The sequence below is a fragment of the Armatimonas rosea genome, from assembly GCF_014202505.1.
Classification (GTDB): Bacteria; Armatimonadota; Armatimonadia; order Armatimonadales; family Armatimonadaceae; genus Armatimonas; species Armatimonas rosea.
On the sequence record NZ_JACHGW010000001.1, the window covers coordinates 1116475 to 1138092 of the forward strand.

Here is a 21618-nt window from a genome sequence, read left to right on the forward strand (position 1 = left end):
GAGAGACCCGCAGGGCCCAACTAAGTTGCCGCTCTCTCTGCCGCATGGAGCGCTTGTGCGTACGACGAGCCAATCAAGGCGTAGAGCTGGTCGGGGGAGAAGCCCGGTGCCGCAACTCCTGTCTCCCAGAGCTGCTCGGCGAGCCGGTGGCACAGAGCACAGAGGCTGATGCCGTTCTCTTTGACATAGCCACCGCCGGGCAGGGTCGTGCGGTCGGAGATATGGTGGGCATCCAGCGCGGTATCGCTCCGCCCGCAGACACGGCAGCAGTGGCCATCCCGGGCAAAGACCGCCTCCCGAAACGCTGCCCGCACGGCCTTTTTGTGGTGTTTCCCCATGCCTCTCTATCGCACGAGGGCTAGCCGTCGGCAAGGATGAGGATTATGCGCCCACTGCCCACGGCCCCGCCAAAGCGCGTGAAGCCGCTGTAGCGAAGGGCCTCCTGAACAACCTCCTGGGAAAAGAGGCTGGCAGGCGCACCCGAGAGTCCTAGGATCGCGGCCTGCTTGAGCTTGGTTCCGCGCATGCGGAGCGGCCCGAGCGCCATGCTCCCCGTGCGGATCCAGCGCGGCGACGACAGCTTGGTAAACTGGGCGAGCTCGGCGGTGGCGCAGCGGGTGAGGGTGGCGTCCGGGCTCAGGCTGGAGCCGCTGAGCCGGACGAGCGGCTGACCACTCTCGGTAGCAGAGCGTGCGCCTGCTGGGACGAGGGTGGCGCGCTCGACCCGCTGCTTCTCGACCGTGAGGCTCACGACACGGCTGCGCTCCAGCGCGGCAAGCCCCGCCTCTCCCCCCAGCTGGGCCAGGGCTGTCTCGCTCAGGACGAGGGTCTTGTAGCGCGGCTCCGTGAGAGGCAGGACGGTAAGGCGGCGTGTTTTGGCAGCGAAGCGACGCACGCAGCCCTCAAGGCGATTGGGTTCGGGCGGGAGAAGGGGGAGGGGAGCACGGAGCCGCCGTGCCACTTTCAGCGACGGGGCAGGGTCGCGCATGCCCTCGGGGCCGTGGAGCTCAAAGTGCAGGTGCGGGCCATCGGCATCCCCGCTATCGCCGACATAGCCGATCAGCTGCCCCTCCCGCACCCGCTCCCCTGGGACGAGATTGGGCGCGAACATGAAATCCAAGTGCGCCTTGTTGTCGTTGGTGCCCGGGGTATCGTCGTTGAGGTGCGTCCCCAAGCACCCCCAGCCATCCTCGCGGACAATCCAAAAGGTCTGGGGCTTGAAGCCCAGCACCCCTGCGAACGGTGCGACCACGGGCGAGAGCTTGGGGGCGATCAGGTCACAGCCCGTGTGCCGGTGTGAGCCCCAGTCCTCGTTGTAGCTAGAGCGCCAGCGCGTGGGGTTGATCACCGGAAAGACCATGGGGATCGTCACCCGCTCCGTGGGCAGGTGCTGCTTGGTGTAGGGGGGGATGGGGGGAAGAAGAGGCTCAGGCATAAGAAGGCAACAGAGAAAGGGTGTCCGTATTGTACCGCTTTGAAGGGGGTACAATCCCCCCATGAAGACCGTTCTGCTCGCGACCGAGGCCATGCGCTGCCGCTTTGAGCTCGTGCTGGAGGGCGACTCGGAGGAGCGCTTGGTCGCGGCGGGCGAGGAGGCTCTGGCGGAGATCGAGGCGGTCGAGCGTCAGCTCTCTGCCTACGACCCCGAGAGCGAGCTCTGGGCGGTCAATGCACTGGCAGGGAAGGGGCCGGTGCGGGTTCGTCCCACGACCCTGGCGTTTCTGGAGGAGGCCCGCGCGCTGACCGAGCAGACCGCGGGGGCGTTTGACCCGACAATTGGGGCTCTGATCGCGCTCTGGCGTGGCAGCGAGGAGCCCACGGACGAGAGCGTCGCCCAGGCGCTCGCACGGACGGGATGGCAAGGGGTCCTGCTCGACCACGAGACCAACTCGATCACACTCGCGCGGGAGGGGCTTCGGCTCGACCCGGGGGCGATTGGAAAAGGCTGGGCACTGGACCGTGCCCGCGATATCCTGGAAGAGGCCGGAGTGACACGGGCACTGCTGCATGGCGGGACATCGTCGGTCGTGGCGCTGGGAGAGGGCTGGAAGGTGCAGATTGGGGGAGGACCGACCCTGACCCTGAGCAACCAGAGCCTAGGAGTCTCGGCACCGTCGGGGCGGTGGGCGGTCTTTGGAGAGCGGCGCTACGGCCACGTCCTCGATCCCCGCACGGGCTGGCCGGTCGGGGCCCGTGCCTGGGCCGCGGTAATCGCCCCCACTGCGACACAGGCCGATGCGCTCTCGACTGCTCTCTTGGTGCGTGGCGAGGGAGCCTGGCCCGGCTGTCACACGTTTCTGCCCGAAGACGTTACTTTAGGCAACACAGGAGAGATGAAATGAAGATGCGAATGCGGGCAGCGGTGGCGCTGCTAGGACTGACAACACTGGCTCTAGCGGGCTGTGGCGGTGGTGGGGGGACCACGAAGGAGAGTGGCGGTGGGTCGGGCGATCCGGCGGCGGGCTTCCGGGTGGTCTACACCCGCAATGGCGATATCTACCGGATGAACGGCGATGGCACCAATGTCCAGCAACTCACCAACACGAGCGCCTTCGACTTCCAGCCGACCCTCTCGGCGGACCGTCAGTGGATTATCTTCACGTCGGACCGGGCCGCGACCTACAGCAAGCAGTACCGGCTCTTTCTGATGCGCACCGATGGCACGCAGCTGGAGCAGCTCACCGAGAGCGCGGGCTTTGAGGCCGATCCGGCCTACTCCCCCGACGGCACCCGAGTGGCGTTTGTGAGCAACCGGGATGGCAACGATGAGATCTACGTGATGATCTTGGCAACGGGGGAGGTAAAGCGGCTGACCAACACCGCGGCGGCGGAGCAGACCCCCGCATGGTCCGCGGATAGCTCCCGGCTTGTCTTCGCCGCCACTCCGACCTCGACGGAGAACACGGATATCTACTCCATCCGCGCCTCCGACGGCGGCGATCTCGTTCGGCTCACCCAGAATGTCGCGACAGATGACTCCCCGAGCTTCTCCCCCGATGGCCGCTGGGTTGCCTTTGCGTCGAATCGGGACGGAGGCAAGTTCAAGATCTTCCAGGTGCGCACCGATGGCTCGGGCGATCTGCAGCAGCTCACCAGTGGTGGTAGCGGTGAGGATGGCTTCCCGGTCTATACCCCCGATGGTGCGTTCCTGATGTTCGATAGCGATCGGGATGTGGACTCGGATATCTACCGGCTGAACTTGAGCACGGGCCAGACCACCCGCCTGAGCAACTCCTACGACCCCGAGACCAACCCGGATACCCGGGCGGTGAAGCGAGGACGACAGCTACGCAGCAAGCGCTAGCGCTCTTTTAAGTGGTGGGAAAACCCAAAGAATTACTGGGTTTTTCCCCCTGAAGAATAAGCGTAGAGATTTCCATAATTCTTATGTATCCCAGTCCTGTGGGAGAACTAATCGGAGGAGCCCTGAAACACTCCCCGAGCCATTAGGAGAAAAAATGAAATCTCTTCGCCGCGCGTTTACGCTTGTTGAAATTATGATCGTTGTCCTGATTATCGGTATCCTGGTCGCGATCGCTGTCCCCAACTTTGTCCGTGCTCGTGAGTCCGCTCGTGCTCGTGCTTGTGTTGCCAACCTGAAGCAGATCGACTCCGCCAAGGAGCAGTACGCCATGGACTACAAGCTGGCACAGGGCTCCACCATGCCCGCTCTGTCCGTGCTCTGTGGCGCGGGTACCACCACCTACATCAAGGGCGGTACTCCCACCTGTGCATCGAGCGGCACCTACACGATCGGCAACCTGGGCACCGACCCCACCTGCTCCATCGGTACGGCCGCTGCCGTCGCTCACGTCCTGCCGTAGGTTTTATCGAGCTAAGTAAGGGGCGGCGAGACTTCGGTTTCGCCGCCCTTTGTCGTATGGTATCCTGAGCCCATGGTAGAACCTGGGCAGTATCTTCGTGATCTCTTCACCCAGCCCGTCGGCAGCGCTGTCGTCGCCCGTGGCTGGGTTAAAACCGTCCGCTCTGGCAAGGGAGTCTCTTTTATTCAGCTCTCCGACGGTTCCTGTTTTGCAGACCTCCAAGTGGTCGCCGACCCGAGCGTGGTTCCTGAGGGCGTGACCACGGGGGCCTGTCTTTCGATTGCAGGAGAGCTGGTCGCCTCGCCGGGCTCGGGACAGGCCGTGGAGCTTCAGGCAAAGGAGATTACCGTCCTTGGCCCCGCCGACTCCGCCACCTACCCGCTGCAGCCCAAGCGCCACACCTTTGAGTTTCTGCGCGAGCAGGCCCACCTGCGTGTCCGCTCCAACACCTTTGGCGCAGTCTTCCGGGTACGCAACGCGGTCTCCTGGGCGATCCATAAGTTCTTCCAAGAGCGCGGCTTCCTCTATGTCCACACCCCGATCATCACCACGAGCGATGCCGAGGGGGCGGGCGCGATGTTTGGGGTCACCACACTAGACCTGCAGAACCTCCCCCGCACCGAGGCGGGCGGCATCGACTTCAAAGAGGACTTCTTTGGCAAGCAAGCGCACCTGACGGTCTCGGGGCAGCTGGAGGCGGAGATCTTTGCGCTGGCCTTCACCAACTGCTACACCTTTGGCCCGACGTTTCGAGCGGAGAACTCCAACACCCCGCGCCACCTCGCCGAGTTCTGGATGATCGAGCCCGAGATGGCCTTCTGTGACCTGGAAGGCAACAAAGCCCTCGCCGAGGCGTTTCTAAAGTACGTCATCCAGCACGTCCTCGATACCTGCGCCGCCGATCTGGAGTTCTTCACTAAGCGCATCGACGAGAATGTCCTGCCGACTCTGGAGAAAGTGGCGACGAGCACCTTTGCCCAAGTTACTTACACCGAGGCGATCCAGCAGCTTGAAAAAGCCGCCAAGAGCCACAAGTTCGAGTTTCCCGTCTTCTGGGGCTGTGATCTCCAGTCCGAGCACGAGCGCTACCTGACCGACGAGGTCTTCCAGCGCCCTGTGATTGTCACGGACTACCCCAAGGAGATCAAGGCGTTCTACATGCGCCTCAACGACGATGAAAAAACGGTCCGGGCGATGGACGTGCTCGCGCCGCGGATTGGGGAGATTATCGGGGGGAGCCAGCGCGAGGAGCGCTACGATGTACTGATCGACAAGATCCGCAAGCAGGAGCTCCCCGAGGAGGCCTACTGGTGGTACCTGGAGCTGCGCAAGTACGGCTCCGCACCCCACGCGGGCTTTGGGCTCGGGCTAGAGCGCTTGGTGCTCTACCTCACGGGAATGAAGAACATCCGCGATGTGATCCCCTTCCCACGAACCCCCGGTAGCGCGGACTTCTAAGCCCATGCAGACCCTCATCCGCAGCGTGAGCTTCCAGTTCTTGCTCCCCTCAAAGTTTGTCGCGGAGCTGAAGAAGCCCCAGGGGATCAATGTGCTCCTCCCCGACGATAAAAAGATGCGGCTGACGGTCCAGGGGGAGAAAGAGGCGGTGGAGCTCGTGGCACAGCTCGCCAAGCTGGCTGATGTTCGCCCGCTGCGCTACCAGCTTGAGCTGCTTCTGGTGCGCTTGGGGCCGGGCAGTCGCCGCGAGGTGCTGGAGAAGAAGACCTTGCTGCTGACCAATAAAGAAGCACTGGCGGTAAACCTGGGCAACGGGGCCTGCGAGCTGGCAGGCACGCTCCATGGGAGCCCGAGCGAGGTCCAGCTGGTCTTTGAAGCGAAGGCGTTTCGGGTGGGAGGAGGGCGGCGCGTGGGGACGGAGTCGGTGCAGTCGACACGGCGTGTGCCCTTTGGCAAGCCGCTGGTTGTCGCCCGCTTCTCGGACCCCGCCACGGGGCCGCGCCAGGATAAGAAACCCACCCCCATCTCCCTGGTGGTCGAGGCCAGTGCCAGCGAGGCGACCGGGCGCCCTGAGCGCTAACCGTGTTTACGATCGCCACGCGGCAGGCCAGCTACCGAGCGGAGTCTGAGGACCGGGCGCTGGTACTCCAGGCAACCCCACAGGCGCTCGTCCTCGCACTTGCAGATGGAGTCGGGGGCCAGCCCGGAGGCGGGGAGGCAGCCCAGCTTGCAATCGAGACGGTCGAGCTGGAGGGAGCGGCGCTGATCCGACGTGAGGCGCGCTACTGGCGTGGGCTGGTGCAGGCGCTCGACGATGCCCTCGCGGCCCATCCTGAGGCCGGACAGACCACTCTGATCGCGCTCTGCCTGACGGCGCACAAGATCCTCGGAGCCTCGGTGGGCGACTCCGAGGCCTGGTGGATCACCGCCGCGGGCCACTTTGCCCTCACCGAGGCACAGAAGCGCAAGCCCTATCTCGGAACCGGAGCCGCCGAGCCGGTCGCCTTCACCCTCCCGCTCACCGAGCCGGGGACCCTCTTGCTTGCCAGCGATGGCCTCTTTAAGTACGCCGACCCTCTCGCCATCACGGAAGCGGTTCGCACCGCCGTGTCGGTCGAAGACGCTGCCACGGCGCTGGAGACGCTCGCCTCCGCCCCCGCGGGGCGCTTCTACGATGACCTGGCGCTGGTGCTGGTTCGAGTTGATACAATAGCGCCGTGGATAAGATTTTTGAATCGCTTCAAGGCGGGCTGATCGTCTCCTGCCAGGCACTCGAGGGGGAGCCGCTGTTTGGCTCGGAGATAATGGCAAAGCTCGCGCGCGCTGCAAAGCTCGGTGGCGCTGTTGGGATCCGCGCAAACACGCCGGTCGATATCGCCGCGATCAAGGCTGAGGTGCCTGAGCTGCCGCTGTTTGGCCTCTGGAAGGTCGTGGTACCCGGCTTCGACGAGGTCTACATCACGCCACGGCTCCGCGAGGCCGTTGCCGTGGCGGAGGCGGGCGCGGAGATTATCGCGATAGATGCCACGCTTCGTCCCCACCCCGAGGGCACGACCGCGGAGCTGATCCAGGCGATCAAGCACACGACGGGCCGCCTTGTGTTGGCCGATATCGACAACGAGGCCGCCGCACTTGCCGCGATCGAGGCGGGCGCTGATGCGATCTCCACGACGCTCTCCGGCTACACCCCGGATTCTCCTCAGTTCCCCGGCCCCGATCTGGAGCTGGTCGCGCGGCTGGCGGCCCGCAAGCTCCCCGTGCCGCTCTTCGCCGAGGGGCGGATTCACTCTCCGGAGGACGCCCGTGCGGCTCTGGATGCGGGGGCATTTGCGGTGATCGTGGGGGGCGCGATCACCCGCCCGGCGCAGATCACCGAGCGCTTCGCTCGGGCACTGAGATAAAAAAAGCCCGCCGGACTGGCGGGCTTCTCTTTTTATTCTGTTGCTTACGCGATCACGGTATCGCGGAGGCGACCACCGACCTCGCTCCGGCGTAGCTTCTGCAGGGCACCGGCCTCGATCTGGCGGGCACGCTCCCGGGAAAGATGCAGCGCCTTGCCCACCTGCTCCAGGGTCATGGGTTGCTCCTGGTCCTCGGAGAGGCCGTAGCGCAGGGAGAGCACCTCTTTTTCACGGCTGCTCAGGTGGTCGAGTGCCTTGTTGATCTCCTCGCGGAGGGCGCGGCGGAAGATGCGCGACGACGGGCTGGTGGCGTCTTCTGCGGGAAGCAGGTCGCCCAGGCGCGTGGTCGAGTCGCCCGCGGGCGCGTCCAAGCTCATCGGCTCGGGCGTCTCGGCCTCGAGCAGCGTCTCCACCTTATCGACCGGCAGGCTGATCTCATGGGCGATCTCCTGGGGGGTGGGGACACGGTTGAAGCGCGTGGCGAGCATCTCACGGGTGCGCTTGATCTTGCCCAGGCTCTCGATAGCGTGCGAGGGCAGGCGGATCGTGCGGCCCTGGTTCTCGACCGCGCGGCCCAGTGCCTGGCGAATCCAGTGGGTGGCGTAGGTGGAGAAGCGGAAGCCACGGCGCCAGTCGTACTTGTCCACGGCGTGGATCAGGCCCAGAGTACCTTCCTGAATCAGGTCCTCCATGGCGATCCCACGGTTCTGGTACTTCTTGGCGATACTGGTGACAAGGCGTAGGTTGGCGTTGACCAGGATCTCACGAGCACGCTCACCCTGCTTGCCCCCACGCTCGACGCAGCGCGCAAGCCAGCGCTCTTGGCGCGGCGTCAAGAGCGCCACACTGTTCGCACCCCCACGATCGGCGACAAATGCCGTGAAAGAGAACTCCTTCATGGGATCAAAGTTCTCTTCTTCGTCAGGTGCGAGCTGCGCAAGCTCCGGCTCGGAGAGAGCCGTCGTTGGCGCCTCCGCCGTATCCAGTTTCTGCTCTTCTATGGTATCCGGCGTTAGTGTAGTCATTTTTTTTCTTATACCCAATGGGGGATCTCTCGACCGCCCCGGCCCGTGCCCCGACTTGCGGGGACAAGAATGTCTTATTATTTACGGTAAAAACCGCTCGTAAGTTCCCTATCGTTTTTAACAGGAAACGCGCTAAACGGACGTTCGCCTCGGCTCTATTTGTAATAGACGTCGTCCGTGCCCTCTAGGTTTCGGGCTTCCCTATAAGCGTGGGTCCACAGGTTCAGACTCCAGCGCAAGGGTCGCAAAGGCGCACTCGTGCACCCGACGTAGGGGCTCTCGGCGGACAAACCGCTCCAGGCCCTCGATTCCTAGAGAGAACTCCCGGAGTGCCAGCGAGCGCTTCCCCGAGAGACCCCGCTCACGTAGGCGGGAGAGATGGGCTGGGTCGGTGTACTCGGGACCGTAGATGATCCTTAAGTACTCCCGTCCCCGCACTTTTACCGCAGGTTGAACACGCAGAGAGGCGACGGAGTTCCGAACCGGGATAGATTCGCGTGTCTTGACCACAATTCCTTCCATGCCTTCCTCTGTTTTTTTGTCCCACCAGGCGGAGAGTTCCTTCACCTGCTCGGCGTTATCGGCCTGGACAAGCTGGTACTGTGTCGCCACAAACCGCTCCGAGACCGCCGCGAGCCGTGCAAGTGTCTGCATATGCCAGAGATGGTCCTGCTCCAGCAGCGTCCTACCCTCGACCGCCAGAATCTGAAACGGCGCGAGCTTGACTCCCGACAACCCGCTCACACTCCAGCAGTAGCGTCCGTAGGCCTCCTGGTAGGCCCCGACACAGCTCTCCCTCTCCTGCAAGCGCTGTGCCAGCTCGGGGAGATTCGCTTTTTCCGCGAGCTCCCGCGCCGTCGAGAGCGCCACCCGCCCCGCCGCTCCCACGGGGGCGTACTGCCCGCGCAGGAGCCCCTGTGCCTTGGCATTCCAAGGGAGCAGCTCGCTGTCCAGGATCACCCAGTCCGTCTTCAGCTCATCCCAGAGCCCCGTCTCCGTGAGCGCCGCGCGCAGCTCGGAGAGGAGCGCCTCGGTCTGCTCTTGTGTGTCGAAAAACGGCCGCCCGGTGCGGGTGAGGATCACGCCCGTCTCACCACTCTCGGCTCCAAAGCGCCTCTGTGCTGCCGCTTGGTCGCGACAGACAACCACCACGGCGCGGCTGCCCATGTGCTTCTCCTGGGCGATCAGCTCGGTGAAGCCATTCTTCACGAAGTAGGCGCAGGCCTCTTCCGGGCGCTCCAGATAGCCCTCGGTCTTGCTGGTCTCGACGGGGCTCATGGTCGGCGGCAGGTAGGCCAGCCAGCGCGGGTGGGCCGCAAAGCGCGAGATCACCTCCAGCGCCGCCGCCGCATTGCCGTCGTTGACCGTGATATTCCCCCCGAGGCGCGTCTCGATGATGCGCCGCCCGACAAAATCGGCAAGATTCAACCTCTCCCCAACCCCCGGGTACTCTCTGGGTGCGGGCGCTCCTCCGTCGCTGGGAAAGGGGCTTTTGGCTGCTTCGGCTTCGCGAAGGGGTTGGGGGTGCTCCGCATAGCTTGCTTTAGCCTCAACACCGACAATCGTGCGCTCGGGCCAGCGCAGAGCGGTGAGCTGGCCACCAAAGACACAGCCGGTATCGAGGTTGATGGTGTTGCCGCGCCACTGGGCACGCTCAATCGGGGTGTGGCCGTAGATCACGTTCGTCTTGCCGGAGTAGTCGGCGGCCCAGTCGCGGCGGATCGGGAGGCCACGCTCGTCACGCTCGCCCGTGGGGTCGCCGTAGAGGCAGAACTCCCGCACGGCGCGGCTGGCGCGGCCGATCAAGTCCTCGCGAATCCCGGCATGGGCGACGCAGAGCGCACCGTCTTCCAGCCAGAGGTGAGAGACAAGGCTCTCCACAAAGGCGATAAACCGCGCCTTAAATGCCTCCCGCTCGGCCTCGGGGAGGGCATCGATCTGCTCCAGCGACTGCTCCAGCCCGTGGTTGACCGTCACCTTCTTGCCCTCAAGCGCCCGCTTGAGCTTATCGTCGTGGTTGCCCGGGACGCACAGCGCCCGTCCCGCCGCGACCGCCTCCATCACAAAACTCGCGACCTCGACCGACTTGGGGCCCCGGTCCACGAGATCGCCCACAAAGACCAGCCGCCGGTTCTCAGGGTGCCCCCCGGCTTCGTCGTAGCCCAGCTTGCCCAGTAGCGCCTGGAGCTCGTCGTAGCAGCCGTGCACATCCCCGATAAAGTCAAAAGGCCCGTGCTCCGTGCGCCGGTCGGTCCAGAGCGGCACGCGGGCTAGCTCCGTCGCCGCAATCGCCTCCTCGCCATCGAGGTGGAAGACATACCGGAAGCCCTCTTTCTTGAGGAACTTCAGGCTGCGCTTGAGCTCACGGCTGTGGCGCTGGACCACGTGGGGGCCAAAATCCCGATTCGGTCGCGCCTGGTTGCGGGCGTAGCAGGTCTTCTCTGGGACATCCAGGACAATCGCCACGGGGACCGCATGATACTGATGGGCCAGGGCGAGCAAGGGCTTGCGGGCGTGCTCCTGGACATTGGTAGCATCGATCACGGTGAGCTTGCGCCGCTTGAGCCGAATCCCTGCCAGGTAGTGGAGCGCCGCGAACGCATCGCCGGTCGCCTCCAGGCTGCCCTCGTCATCACAGACAACCCCGCGCAAGTAGTCCGACGAGAGCACTTCCGTGGGCAAGAAGTGCTTGCCCGCGAAGGTACTCTTTCCGCTTCCGCTCGCGCCCACAAGGACAACGAGCGCAAAATCTGGTAGGTCTATTTGCATAGGGGAAGTGCCATAATACCACAGACTCGCCTTTTTTTGAAACATTTTGGAAATAATTTTGTGGTTCTCGCGTACAATACCTCTATGTTCACCCACCCCGGAGCCCTGCACACCAAGCCCGATCTAGAGCGTCTTCGCACGCGTCTCAACGACGAGCCCTGGAAAGGGGGCCTTCAAAAACTCAAGGAGCACCCCGCGTCGTCGAAAGACTGGCGCATTCGTGGCGGCGCGTTTCCGATCGTCTGTCGGGAGACCAAGAAGAACGTGGGCAACGACGAGCTGGCCAGCGACTCCAACGCCGCGTATCAGAATGCGCTGCTCTGGTGGCTGACGGGCGAGAAGGCGCACAGAGACAAAGCGCTCGCCATCTTGGACGCGTGGGGCGGCTCGCTCCAGAGCATCACGGGCCACGACAAAGAGCTCGCCGCCGCGCTCTATGGCTTCAAGCTGGTCAATGCCGCCGAGCTCTTGGGCCACAAGCCCTTCGCGGAGTGCCTGCGCCGCGCCTTTATTCCCGTGGTGACCAGCTTCGCGACCTTCGCCAATGGCAACTGGGACACCGCCTGCATCAAGATGCTCCTCGCCTGCGGGGTGTTTCTCGACGACAAAGCGCTCTTTGACAAGGCGGTGGCCTACTACAAAACCGGCGCGGGCAATGGGCGGCTGACCCACTACATTATCAATGAGACAGGCCAGTGCCAAGAGAGCGGGCGGGACCAGCAGCACGTCCAGCTCGGGATCGCGCATCTGGCGGAGGCGGCGGAGATTGCCTGGAACCAGGGCGTGGACCTCTACAGCGAGGGTAACTTCCGCCTGCTCAAGGGCTTTGAGTACACCGCCAAGTACAATCTCGGCGACGAAGTCCCCTTCGAGCGCTACAAAGACAAGACCGGCAAGTACGACTGGCCGACAATCTCCGACGAGGGCCGCGGCAAGCTCCGCCCGATCTACGAGCTGGCGCTCAATCACTTCGAGGGACGACTTGGCAAGAAAGCCCCCTACACCCGCCGCGCCGCCGAGTCCCTGCGCCCCGAAGGCGCCGCCTTCCAAGCCGACCACCCCGGCTTCGGAACCCTGCTGTTCCTACGGTAAAGTGGACTCCTTAAGTACCACCCTATAGTATCTGCTTGTCTAGGTATGCCTTCTGCGGAATATATACCGACGAGGGACGAGGAGGCGGCCGAAGGCCCTACAGCCCGGAGGTTTACCGTCCAGGGCTATCCAGGCGCAGGTTCGGGAATTTTTGTGGGATTTCCTTCTCTTTCTAGGTGAACAAACCAGGCCAGATTTCCGACAAAACCGGTAAAATGACGTTTATGCGCAAGTTTATGGCGGCACTCCCTCTGATCGGGCTTTTTGCTCTCGGGGCGGCGGGGCAGAAGGTGGAGAGCACGAAGATGGTGAGCTTCCGGGAGGAGGTGGAGCCGATCCTCAAGGCCGACTGCACGGGCTGTCATAGTAAGGACGCAAAGCAAGGGGGCTTTGTCACCGAGGAGGCCGCGCTCTTTTCCGGCGGGAGCAAGTTCGGCAAGCGCGTGATTGTCCCCGGCAAGCCCAGCGAGAGCGCCCTGATCGGCTACCTGCGCGGCAAGCACCAGCCGCAGATGCCCATCGGGATGCCGCCGCTCAAAGAGGCGCAGATTCAGACCATCGAGCGCTGGATCGCGCAGGGGGCCAAGATCGACGAGGCAAAGCTGGGCTGGCCTTATCTCGCGCCGACAAACCCGACACTGCCACGGCTCAAGAACCCGGTGCTGCGCGACGAGTGGGTGAAGAACCCGATCGATGCTTTTGTGCTGGCGAAGCTGGAGACGCAGAAGCTCTTTCCGAGCCCGCCCGCCGATAAGACCACGCTCCTGCGCCGCGTATTTTTAGACCTCGTGGGTCTGCCACCGACCCCGCAGGAGACCGAGGCGTTTCTCTCCGACACGGCGCCCGATGCCTACGAAAAATTAGTGGACCGGCTCCTTGCGGACCCGCGCTACGGCGAGCGCTGGGGGAGGCACTGGCTGGACCTGGTACGCTACGCTGAGACACACGGCTTTGAGGCCGACAATATCCGCTCCCGTGCCTGGCGCTACCGGGACTATGTGATTCGCAGCTTCAACGCCGACAAGCCCTACGACCAGTTTCTGAGCGAGCAGCTCGCCGGGGACTTGCTCCCCAACCGAACCGCGGACTCGCTGATCGCCACGGGGTTTGCGCGCCTAGGCTCCTGGGACGAGCTCTCGCGCGACCCCGACGGCCGCTGGCAGGACTACCTCAACGATGCCACCGATACCGTGGGCTCGGTGATGCTGGGGATGACGGTGGGCTGTGCGCGCTGCCACGACCACAAGTACGACAAGATCACCGCCCGCGACTACTACAAGCTCCAGGCGTTCTTTGCCAACACGCGCTGGTCCGACGAGCGCCTGCCCGGTGAGGTCGATAGCCCCGAGCTAGTCGCGCGCCGCAACGAAATCCAAGAGCAGCTCAAGGCAAAACGCGCCCAGCAAGAGGCCGAGCGCGCCGAGAAGGGCGACATGGAGGAGCCCAAGCGCAAGCGCAAGAAAGAGGGGATCGAAGCCGAGATCGATGCGCTCAACCGCCAGCTCGGCCCCATCGATAGTGTCGCGGAGGCGGTCACGGACAAGAACCAGAAGCCCATCACCCATAAAGTGCTGGTGCGGGGGAGCCTCGCCACGCCGGGGGAGATCGTCAAGCCTGGCTACATCACGAGCCTCTGTGGCGGCAAAGACGAAGAAGTGACCACGGGGAAGGCACGGCTGGAGCTGGCACGCTGGGTCGCCTCGCCGCAGAATCCCCTGACCGCACGTGTGATCGCCAACCGGCTGTGGCAGCACCACTTCGGGCAGGGAATTGTCGCGACGCCGTCGGACTTTGGGCGCAATGGTGCCAAGCCCACCCACCCAGAGCTGCTCGACTGGCTCGCCCGTGAGCTGGTACAAAACGGTTGGAGCCTCAAGAAACTCCATAAGACGATCCTGACCAGCGCGACCTACCGGCAGAGCGTGGGGACAAACCCTGTCGCGGCCAAGCTCGATCCCGCCAACACGCTCCTGTGGCGGCAGCGACGGCAGCGCTTGGAGGGCGAGGCGATCCGGGACTCCATGCTCGCCGTCTCCGGGCAGCTCAACCCACAGATGGCCGGCCCCAGTATCTATCCCAAGGTCTCCGGCGAGGTGCTGGCGACCGGCTCGACCCATAAGTGGGGCAGCTCCGAGGGCGACCAGCAGCGCCGACGAACAGTCTATGTCTTTCAGCGCCGCTCACTCGCCCTGCCCATCACCGAGGTCTTCGACGGCCCAGACATGGTCAACACCTGCCCCAAGCGCCAGTCCACCACCATCGCGCCCCAAGCGCTGGCGATGTTCAACGGTGAGTTCGGCTGGGAGCAAGCAAGGCACTTCGCCGAGCGTGTCGCCAAAGACGCCGGAAGCGACCCCGCGGCGCAAGTGACACTCGCCTACCGTCTCGCGCTGGTGCGCAAGCCAACCCCCACGCAGCTTGCCCAAGCCACGGCGTTTCTGGCCAAAAAAGCCGAGCTCCATCGCGCCGAGAAGAAGGCCAACCCCGAGCAAGCCGCCCTTGCCGATCTCTGCCATATCCTGTTCAATACCAACGAGTTCCTCTATGCCGACTAGAAATAACATCCCTCCCCCCAGCCCCCTCCCTTCGCCTGAAACCCGACTTCGTCGGGGCGAAGGGAGGGGGAGGCAGAGGGGGTGGTGCCACTCCCCCGCCTCGTCCCTCGGCACCCCCTCTCCTCCCGACGAAGGAGGAAAAGAGGGAGAGGGGGTCGCAGGGGCCCCACTTGTGGGGTATGCGGGGGGAGTGTCGAACTAATGCCGACTAGCCCACACTTCACCCGCTCGACCTCCCGCCGCGACTTTCTCGCCCGCGCGGGAGTCGGTTTTGGAGCGCTTGCTCTAAGCGCACTCCTCGCCGAGGAAGCCCAGGCACAGACGGTCAAGAAGCCACACTATCCCGCCAAAGCTAAGTCGGTGATCTTCTTGTTCATGTACGGCGGCCCCAGCCAGATGGACACGTTTGACCCCAAGCCCGGCCTCGATAAGTACCACGGCAAGACCATGAGTGTCGCCCTGCCCACCGCGGGCGAGATAAAGACCTTTGGCGGTGGCAACAACGCGCCGCTGATGCGCAGCACGATCCCTTTTAAAAGATACGGCAAGAGCGGTATCGAGGTGAGCGACTTCTTCCCGCATGTCGGGGGCTGTGTGGATGATATCTGCTTCGTGCGCTCGGTCTTTGGCAGCTCCAACAACCACGCGCCTGCCCTCTTTGAGATGAACACGGGGACAATTCTCCAGGGCGCACCGTCGCTGGGCAGCTGGACGACCTACGGCCTTGGCTCGGAGAACCAGAACCTCCCCGGTTTCGTGGTGATGCTCGATCCCCGCGGCGGCCCGATCGGCGGTGCCCCGAACTGGGCCAGCGGCTACATGCCCGCGAGCTACCAGGGGACAGTCTTTCGGCCCAGTGGTGTTCCGATCTTGGACCTCAAGCCCGGCGAGGGAGTCAGCGACGATAACCAAAAACAAGACCTGGAGTTTCTCGCCCAGCTCAACCACGAGCACCTCACAGCCCGGCCCAGTGATAGTGACTTAGACGCCCGTATCAAGAGCTATGAGCTGGCCTATCGGATGCAGATGGCCGCCCCCGAGGCCGTGGACTTTTCCAAAGAGACGGAGGAGACCAAGGCGCTCTACGGCATGGACAAGCCCGAGACGGCGGACTTTGGGCGCAAGTGCCTCCTGGCGCGCCGCATGGTCGAGCGCGGTGTGCGCTTTATCCAGCTCTACTCAGGCGGGGGGCATGGCGACGATACCTGGGATGCCCATGGCAATATCGAGAGCAACCACGGCAAGCACGCCGGCGCGACCGACAAGCCCATCGCAGGCCTGCTCCAAGACCTCAAGCGACGCGGCCTCTTGGACTCCACACTCGTTGTCTGGGCAGGGGAGTTTGGGCGCATGCCGATCTCACAAGGCGGCGCAGGACGCGATCACAACCCCGGTGTCCAGACCGTCTGGCTGGCAGGGGGCGGGATCAAAGGCGGCACGGTGGTCGGCTCCTCGGACGAGGTCGGCTACAAGACCGGCGAAGACCCACACCCCATCAACGACCTCCACGCCACTATCCTGCACTGCATGGGCCTAGAGCACACCCGGCTGACCTATCTCTTCAACGGCCGCAACCAGCGCCTCACCGGCACCGGCGGCACTATCATCAAGAAAGCATTGGTATAGATGAAAACAACGACGATTCTTGCGGCGCTGCCGCTGACGATGTTCTTGGCGGCGAGCGCTCAGGCGAAGCCGCCGTTTGCGCAGAAGGAGGGGGTCAAGTGTACCTACTGTCACAGTGGCCAGCAGCCCAAGCGTAACTACCGCGGCGACTACTACAAGCTGCACAACCTCACGTTTGAGGGCTTCGACGATGCCGCCGAGGCGAAAAAAGCGGGCGTCGAGATCGGCCCGCTCGCCGACTCCAAGCCTGCGAGCCTGACTGCACCCAAGCCTGTCGTGAAGCTCAACGCGGTCTATCCCGGCACCGGGACGCTGGCCTTTGGAGACGGCCCCGATGGCGTGGTCAAAGACGGTAAGCCGGTCGCCAAAGGCTGGAAGTCGCTCTTCAATGGCAAGGACCTCAAGGGGTTTACATGGGAGAAGGGCTACTGGTCTGTGGTCGATGGCGTGATTGTCGGCGATAAGAAGGGCAACACGCCCCACCACCACTACCTCTTCACCGACCAGGACTACTCCGACTTTGAGATGCATGTCGATGTGAAGATGACCGGCTACAACAGCGGAGTCTGCCCGCGTGTGCAGCCCAAGTCCTTCGATGATGTGCCGGGCTACCAAGTGGACATGGGCGATGGCTTCTGGGGCTGCCTCTGGGACGAGCACCACCGCCAAAAGAAGATCTTCGACTTCCCGACCGAGCTGCAGAACCAGCTCGTCAAGCAGGGTGACTGGAACCACTACTACTTCAAGATGGTCGGCACCCACATCACCATCTACCTCAATGGCGTCAAGACCGCCGAAGGCGACGACCCCGATGGCTTCAAGAGCGGCCCGATCGCCTTCCAGCTCTGCCACGGGCCCAATACCGTGGCAAGTTTTAAGAACCTCTACATCAAGCCGCTGGCAAAGCCCACCAAGGGTACTGCACCCAAAAGCGACGAAAACCCGAAGCCGTAGCTGCCCGGCCTCATCGACCAATATTGCACACTACCTCTCTCCCTTGCACTTGGTGGAGAGGTAGTGTGTGGTATTTACTATGATGCTACCTTGTTAGTAAACACGTGAATGAATAGCTACGACGTCCCCCAAAAAGACTTGCCAACCCTCCCAACCGAGTCCACCGGGGCAGCACTTGAGCACTACCAAGTTATCGAAGCCAAGAGCGGGCTAAACCTACCCTTCCGTGAGCTCTGGCGCTACCGTGAGCTACTCTACTTTTTGACCTGGCGCGATGTCAAAATCCGTTACAAGCAGACTGCCCTAGGAGCTGCCTGGGCGATCCTGCAGCCCGTGATGACAATGATTGTCTTCTCCCTGCTTTTTGGCCGTCTCGCAGGGATGGATACTCGCACCGGGGGAGTTCCCTACCCTATCTATGTCTTTGCCGGGCTCCTGCCGTGGACATTCTTCTCGACGGCGCTTGCTAATAGTGGCAACTCCGTCGTTGGCAGCGCGAACCTGATTACCAAGGTCTACTTCCCTCGGCTCATCATTCCCTTGGCTTCTGCAGGGGCTGGCCTGGTGGACCTCGCCATCTCCTTTAGTGTTCTGTTGGTCATGATGGTCTGGTACAAAATCGCGCTGACTGCCCAACTTTTCTTGGTTCCTTTATTCCTCTTTGGGACCGTGCTTGCCGCAACGGGAGTAGGTACACTACTCTCTGCACTAACCGTGGCCTACCGTGATTTTCGCTATGTCGTGCCCTTCCTCGTGCAAATCTGGATGTTCATTACTCCGGTCATCTACCCAAGCTCCATCATCCCAAAGGAATGGCGCTGGGTGCAGGCACTCAACCCCATGGCTGGATTAATCGACGGCTTCCGTGCCTCTTTCCTAGGGCGTCCCCTAGAGTGGGGCAACATCCTCATCTCCCTTGCTGTCTCTATCGCACTTTTCTTCATGGGGGTTTTCTACTTCCGCTCCGTCGAACGGCGATTTGCCGATATCATCTAGAATCTCAAGACCATGTCAAACCCCGCGATTCGAGTAACAAACCTCTCAAAATCCTACCAGTTAGGAGCAACTCAAGAGCGCTACCACACCCTCCGAGACTCGATAGCAGGTGCAGGTCAAGCACTCCGCCGCCGTTACACGGCAGGCCAAGACAAATCTGAATCTACGACTCTGTGGGCACTTAAGGATGTCAGCTTTGAAGTTGCTCCCGGTGAAACTCTCGGAATCATTGGTCGCAATGGTGCTGGAAAGAGCACTCTCCTTAAGATCTTTTCTAGAATTACAGAACCAACATCTGGGAAAGTCGAACTATTTGGTCGCGTGGCATCCCTTCTAGAAGTTGGAACGGGATTCCATCAGGAATTAACTGGGCGAGAGAATATATTTCTGAATGGTGCAATCCTAGGAATGTCTCGTCGAGAAATTGAACGAAAATTTGACGAGATAGTCGCTTTTGCTGAAGTAGAGAAATTCATAGATACGCCAGTTAAGCGGTTTTCAAGCGGGATGCAACTGCGCTTGGCATTTGCTGTGGCGGCTTATCTGGAACCTGAAATACTTGTTATCGATGAAGTCCTTGCTGTTGGTGATGCGCCATTTCAGAAACGGTGCATCGAGCGTATGCAAAAACTTGCACAGTCGGGATGTACACTTTTATTTGTAAGTCACAATATGGAAATGATTCCTACTCTTTGTCGATCTGCTTTATGGATGCGAAATGGACAAGTCGTAGAGTATGGTATGTCAAACAGAATTATTGATAGTTATCTCTCAAGTTTGTCATCAGACGATAATTCAAAATCTTTAACTGATAAACAGCGCTCAGGGGATCGACGTGCCGTTTTTAAAAGTCTGGAAGTTCTAGATAGTATGGGGATCCCATTGTCATATGTTGAAAGTGGTAAGGATCTGAGATGTATACTTGAGATTGAAGCGAAAAAAATATTGGGAGAGTATCTATTGCAATTGTAATTAAAACTTTGACTGGCACTAGGATTATCTCAAGCTGGACAGATGAAAAAGATGTCAAAATTGATCTGATTGAAGGGACACAAAAAGTTGAGTGTCGATTTTACCAATTGCCAATACGACCAGGTAGGCAAGTTATGTTTGAATTATGGATGTTTGATGGGGCATTGTTAGATCAAATCGAGAATGCCAGGATTCTTGATGTTGTTGAAGGCAATATATCAGGTTTTTCTAATAGAGCAGATCAAGGTGTTGTTATATGTAACTATGACTGGAGATTTGAAAAAGCATGAGAAATAGTTGGAACTATTCGCTTTATAAGAAATGGAGAAAGTATATTGATTTTGCCTCAATATTAAAACTGAGGCAGTGTTTTTTACATGGTATCAATGATGAGGAGCATGTTACCTTTAAATTCAAGTCTGACATGATCAGAGATATCGTGATTAGAGGTGGTGATACTGATATTGCGACATTATGTGAGATTTTTGATGGTGAAGTATATGCTGGGATTTTTAAATATGTAAAGAATTGTTCATATGTTATTGACCTCGGTGCTAATATTGGTTTGGCATCAGCATTTTTTGCAATTAATTGTCCGAATGCGAATATATGTGCAGTTGAACCCGATACTGAGAATTTTTTGATACTGGAAAAAAATCTTAAGCTATTAGCTGCTAACGGGCGTGCAAAAAATATAAACGCTGCTGTTTGGGGTAGGAAAACTAATCTGATATTGAAAAATAAGGGTGGGCATGCTAATTCTTTTGAGTTTGGAGAGGTTTTGCCAGGAGAAAGTTATGTTGATGCTATTGATGGTTTGACTATAGAAGATATAATCGGATTTTCTGGTTTTGAAACGGTTGATGTTCTGAAAATAGATATTGAAGGTGCTGAGATTGAATTATTTAGTCGTGATACTAGCTGGCTTAAAAATATACGTTGTGTAGCTATAGAATTTCATGGTGATAGCCGAAAGATTAGTGATTTTGATAATCTGATAGTGGCTGCTGGTTTCGAGATAGCGGAAGAGAATGATCATACTACTATAGTCTTAAATAAGTATATGGGCTAATAATGGTTATGTTTGTGAGTTTTTTTTGCTGTTAATTGAAGTTTTTTTTGAACAAATGGAATTAATAGATTCTTTTATGTGAAGGCTATTGGTATTTTTATGGAAAAAAAATATATAATTGGTTTTCATGATGAAAGTAAGGGGTTAGGAGGTACGACAAGGTATCTCCTAGAACTAGTAGATGGATTGAATCGAGATAAATATTATCCGGTATTTTTTTCGACGAAATCTTTTCCATGGCATCAATTGTTAAAAGATTCTGATGTCGAATTAATAACACCAGACACAATCATGGATTCTCTTGGTGAAGTAACTAAGATTAACCACTCCGCGACCATAACTCGTAAGCGTTTGTCGTGGGTGAAAATTCCACATTTAGTTGCATGGACACTCGGCATGTTCAAAGAGAAATATGTACTAGAGGAACTATTCAATAGAAAGACTGTTGATTTGTTGCATACTAATCATGCGGGTGCAGAGATCGCGCCTATTGCGATGCGCCGTGTTGGTGTACCTCGAATAGTGGCGACTTGGCATGTTGATTCTACCTATGATCTTGATGGTAATTTTCAAGGTAAGCATTACCGATATTTAGAACGTCAATGTATGAATTCTATTGATCATGTGATCTCTGTAAGTGAAGCTACGAAGAATGATTGGGTTAATCGTTGTGGTTTGAACGAAGAGTATGAAAAGCGAATATCTGTGGTTTATAATGGTGTGGATGTAGATGCATTTACACAAGAGAGAGAGAAGTCTAAAATAAGATTAGCTTTCGGATTACCGGGAAATGATAAATTTATTTTAGGAAGCCTAGGACGTCTTGATAAGGCTAAGGGATTTATGTATTTGATCGAAGCTCTTCCTAAAATACGTTTGCATATACCCAATATATTGGTTGTTATAGCGGGTTCTGGTCCACTGAAAGAAGAACTTATTGAACAGGCACAAAGACTGGGTGTGGCTGACTGTTTAATATTTTTAGGATTTGTAAGAGATACTCATGCATTCTTAGAGATGCTTGATGTCTATGTGCAGCCATCATTATGCGAAGCGCATCCATTTGGGACTTTGGAAGCAGGCGCTATGGGGCTTCCAATTGTGGCTTCTGCTGTTGGTGGTATACCTGAAACGATTGTTGATGGTGAGACAGGTTTCCTTGTTCCTGCAAAAAATGTAGCTTCTTTGGCAGAAAAAATCTGCATTCTAGGTCAAAATTCCTCTTTATGTCAGTCAATGGGGGAGAAAGGGCGTAAGCGTATTCAGGAAAAATTTACGAGTCAAAAAATGGTAAATGAAACTGTAGAAATATATGAAAGATTACTAATGGAGAAACCATATCGTTAGTGGGGTATGTACATGGTATATAGCATG

20 protein-coding genes are annotated in these 21618 nt (G+C 59.2%); 16 read left to right on the top strand and 4 right to left on the bottom strand.

Going from position 1 to position 21618, the window contains the following annotated elements; translation table 11 throughout:
- Positions 1 to 20 precede the first annotated feature (20 nt).
- Together HNQ39_RS05115 and HNQ39_RS05120 are read right to left on the bottom strand one after the other, a co-directional pair.
- The gene (locus HNQ39_RS05115) at positions 21 to 338 is read right to left on the bottom strand and encodes an HNH endonuclease (RefSeq protein WP_184192869.1); all 318 of its coding nucleotides are present in this window, start codon (positions 336 to 338) and stop codon (positions 21 to 23) included.
- A gap of 20 nt (positions 339 to 358) precedes the next feature.
- Positions 359 to 1435, bottom strand: coding sequence for a M23 family metallopeptidase (locus HNQ39_RS05120; protein WP_184192870.1), 1077 nt, complete (start codon positions 1433 to 1435; stop codon positions 359 to 361).
- A gap of 61 nt (positions 1436 to 1496) precedes the next feature.
- Between HNQ39_RS05120 and HNQ39_RS05125 the strand changes: the two genes are divergently transcribed.
- From HNQ39_RS05125 to HNQ39_RS05155, 7 genes are all read left to right on the top strand, one after another.
- Positions 1497 to 2342, top strand: coding sequence for an FAD:protein FMN transferase (locus HNQ39_RS05125; protein ID WP_184192871.1), 846 nt, complete (start codon positions 1497 to 1499; stop codon positions 2340 to 2342).
- On the top strand, positions 2339 to 3304 hold the full coding sequence (locus tag HNQ39_RS05130; RefSeq protein ID WP_184192872.1) for a DPP IV N-terminal domain-containing protein: 966 nt from the start codon (positions 2339 to 2341) through the stop codon (positions 3302 to 3304). The genes HNQ39_RS05125 and HNQ39_RS05130 overlap by 4 nt, the downstream gene beginning before the upstream one ends.
- A gap of 154 nt (positions 3305 to 3458) precedes the next feature.
- Positions 3459 to 3824, top strand: coding sequence for a competence type IV pilus major pilin ComGC (locus HNQ39_RS30235; RefSeq protein WP_184192873.1), 366 nt, complete (start codon positions 3459 to 3461; stop codon positions 3822 to 3824).
- A gap of 72 nt (positions 3825 to 3896) precedes the next feature.
- A complete protein-coding gene (asnS, locus tag HNQ39_RS05140) occupies positions 3897 to 5282 on the top strand; it encodes an asparagine--tRNA ligase (protein ID WP_184192874.1) in 1386 nt (461 codons plus the stop codon).
- Positions 5283 to 5286: 4 nt separating this feature from the next.
- Positions 5287 to 5862, top strand: coding sequence for a hypothetical protein (locus HNQ39_RS05145; protein WP_184192875.1), 576 nt, complete (start codon positions 5287 to 5289; stop codon positions 5860 to 5862).
- 2 nt (positions 5863 to 5864) lie between these two features.
- Positions 5865 to 6536, top strand: a complete 672-nt coding sequence (locus tag HNQ39_RS05150; RefSeq protein ID WP_184192876.1) for a protein phosphatase 2C domain-containing protein — start codon at positions 5865 to 5867, stop codon at positions 6534 to 6536.
- Positions 6500 to 7183, top strand: a complete 684-nt coding sequence (locus HNQ39_RS05155; protein WP_184192877.1) for a putative N-acetylmannosamine-6-phosphate 2-epimerase — start codon at positions 6500 to 6502, stop codon at positions 7181 to 7183. The genes HNQ39_RS05150 and HNQ39_RS05155 overlap by 37 nt, the downstream gene beginning before the upstream one ends.
- A gap of 44 nt (positions 7184 to 7227) precedes the next feature.
- Here HNQ39_RS05155 and HNQ39_RS05160 read toward each other — a convergent pair whose 3' ends face one another.
- The gene (locus tag HNQ39_RS05160; protein WP_184192878.1) at positions 7228 to 8208 is read right to left on the bottom strand and encodes a sigma-70 family RNA polymerase sigma factor; all 981 of its coding nucleotides are present in this window, start codon (positions 8206 to 8208) and stop codon (positions 7228 to 7230) included.
- 201 nt (positions 8209 to 8409) lie between these two features.
- Positions 8410 to 10977, bottom strand: a complete 2568-nt coding sequence (locus HNQ39_RS05165) for a polynucleotide kinase-phosphatase (protein WP_184192879.1) — start codon at positions 10975 to 10977, stop codon at positions 8410 to 8412.
- Between the two features lie 84 nt (positions 10978 to 11061).
- Here HNQ39_RS05165 and HNQ39_RS05170 point away from each other — a divergent pair, with 84 nt between their 5' ends.
- The 9 genes from HNQ39_RS05170 to HNQ39_RS05210 all read left to right on the top strand — a co-directional run bounded on the left by HNQ39_RS05170 (position 11062) and on the right by HNQ39_RS05210 (position 21591).
- Positions 11062 to 12069 carry an alginate lyase family protein gene (locus tag HNQ39_RS05170; protein ID WP_184192880.1) on the top strand — a complete coding sequence of 336 codons (1008 nt, stop codon included), beginning with the start codon at positions 11062 to 11064 and terminating at the stop codon, positions 12067 to 12069.
- 224 nt (positions 12070 to 12293) lie between these two features.
- On the top strand, positions 12294 to 14624 hold the full coding sequence (locus tag HNQ39_RS05175) for a PSD1 and planctomycete cytochrome C domain-containing protein (RefSeq protein WP_184192881.1): 2331 nt from the start codon (positions 12294 to 12296) through the stop codon (positions 14622 to 14624).
- A 201-nt stretch (positions 14625 to 14825) separates the two neighbouring features.
- Positions 14826 to 16250 (top strand): DUF1501 domain-containing protein, encoded by a 1425-nt coding sequence (locus tag HNQ39_RS05180; RefSeq protein WP_184192882.1) that lies wholly within the window; start codon positions 14826 to 14828, stop codon positions 16248 to 16250.
- Complete coding sequence (locus HNQ39_RS05185) at positions 16251 to 17204, top strand: 3-keto-disaccharide hydrolase (RefSeq protein ID WP_184192883.1); 954 nt, start codon at positions 16251 to 16253, stop codon at positions 17202 to 17204.
- Between the two features lie 108 nt (positions 17205 to 17312).
- Positions 17313 to 18200 carry an ABC transporter permease gene (locus tag HNQ39_RS05190; protein WP_184192884.1) on the top strand — a complete coding sequence of 296 codons (888 nt, stop codon included), beginning with the start codon at positions 17313 to 17315 and terminating at the stop codon, positions 18198 to 18200.
- A gap of 12 nt (positions 18201 to 18212) precedes the next feature.
- Positions 18213 to 19172 carry an ABC transporter ATP-binding protein gene (locus HNQ39_RS05195; protein WP_184192885.1) on the top strand — a complete coding sequence of 320 codons (960 nt, stop codon included), beginning with the start codon at positions 18213 to 18215 and terminating at the stop codon, positions 19170 to 19172.
- Between the two features lie 8 nt (positions 19173 to 19180).
- Positions 19181 to 19462 carry a hypothetical protein gene (locus HNQ39_RS05200; RefSeq protein WP_184192886.1) on the top strand — a complete coding sequence of 94 codons (282 nt, stop codon included), beginning with the start codon at positions 19181 to 19183 and terminating at the stop codon, positions 19460 to 19462.
- Positions 19459 to 20244, top strand: coding sequence for an FkbM family methyltransferase (locus tag HNQ39_RS05205; protein WP_184192887.1), 786 nt, complete (start codon positions 19459 to 19461; stop codon positions 20242 to 20244). The genes HNQ39_RS05200 and HNQ39_RS05205 overlap by 4 nt, the downstream gene beginning before the upstream one ends.
- A 78-nt stretch (positions 20245 to 20322) precedes the next feature.
- Positions 20323 to 21591, top strand: a complete 1269-nt coding sequence (locus tag HNQ39_RS05210) for a glycosyltransferase (protein ID WP_184192888.1) — start codon at positions 20323 to 20325, stop codon at positions 21589 to 21591.
- Positions 21592 to 21618 lie beyond the last annotated feature (27 nt).

Coding starts and splice junctions, on each gene's coding strand:
- HNQ39_RS05115 (WP_184192869.1), bottom strand. CDS start 338: ATGGGGAAACACCACAAAAAGGCCGTGCGGGCAGCGTTTCGGGAGGCG.
- HNQ39_RS05120 (WP_184192870.1), bottom strand. CDS start 1,435: ATGCCTGAGCCTCTTCTTCCCCCCATCCCCCCCTACACCAAGCAGCAC.
- HNQ39_RS05125 (WP_184192871.1), top strand. CDS start 1,497: ATGAAGACCGTTCTGCTCGCGACCGAGGCCATGCGCTGCCGCTTTGAG.
- HNQ39_RS05130 (WP_184192872.1), top strand. CDS start 2,339: ATGAAGATGCGAATGCGGGCAGCGGTGGCGCTGCTAGGACTGACAACA.
- HNQ39_RS30235 (WP_184192873.1), top strand. CDS start 3,459: ATGAAATCTCTTCGCCGCGCGTTTACGCTTGTTGAAATTATGATCGTT.
- asnS (WP_184192874.1), top strand. CDS start 3,897: ATGGTAGAACCTGGGCAGTATCTTCGTGATCTCTTCACCCAGCCCGTC.
- HNQ39_RS05145 (WP_184192875.1), top strand. CDS start 5,287: ATGCAGACCCTCATCCGCAGCGTGAGCTTCCAGTTCTTGCTCCCCTCA.
- HNQ39_RS05160 (WP_184192878.1), bottom strand. CDS start 8,208: ATGACTACACTAACGCCGGATACCATAGAAGAGCAGAAACTGGATACG.
- HNQ39_RS05165 (WP_184192879.1), bottom strand. CDS start 10,977: ATGCAAATAGACCTACCAGATTTTGCGCTCGTTGTCCTTGTGGGCGCG.
- HNQ39_RS05170 (WP_184192880.1), top strand. CDS start 11,062: ATGTTCACCCACCCCGGAGCCCTGCACACCAAGCCCGATCTAGAGCGT.
- HNQ39_RS05175 (WP_184192881.1), top strand. CDS start 12,294: ATGCGCAAGTTTATGGCGGCACTCCCTCTGATCGGGCTTTTTGCTCTC.
- HNQ39_RS05180 (WP_184192882.1), top strand. CDS start 14,826: ATGCCGACTAGCCCACACTTCACCCGCTCGACCTCCCGCCGCGACTTT.
- HNQ39_RS05185 (WP_184192883.1), top strand. CDS start 16,251: ATGAAAACAACGACGATTCTTGCGGCGCTGCCGCTGACGATGTTCTTG.
- HNQ39_RS05190 (WP_184192884.1), top strand. CDS start 17,313: ATGAATAGCTACGACGTCCCCCAAAAAGACTTGCCAACCCTCCCAACC.
- HNQ39_RS05195 (WP_184192885.1), top strand. CDS start 18,213: ATGTCAAACCCCGCGATTCGAGTAACAAACCTCTCAAAATCCTACCAG.
- HNQ39_RS05205 (WP_184192887.1), top strand. CDS start 19,459: ATGAGAAATAGTTGGAACTATTCGCTTTATAAGAAATGGAGAAAGTAT.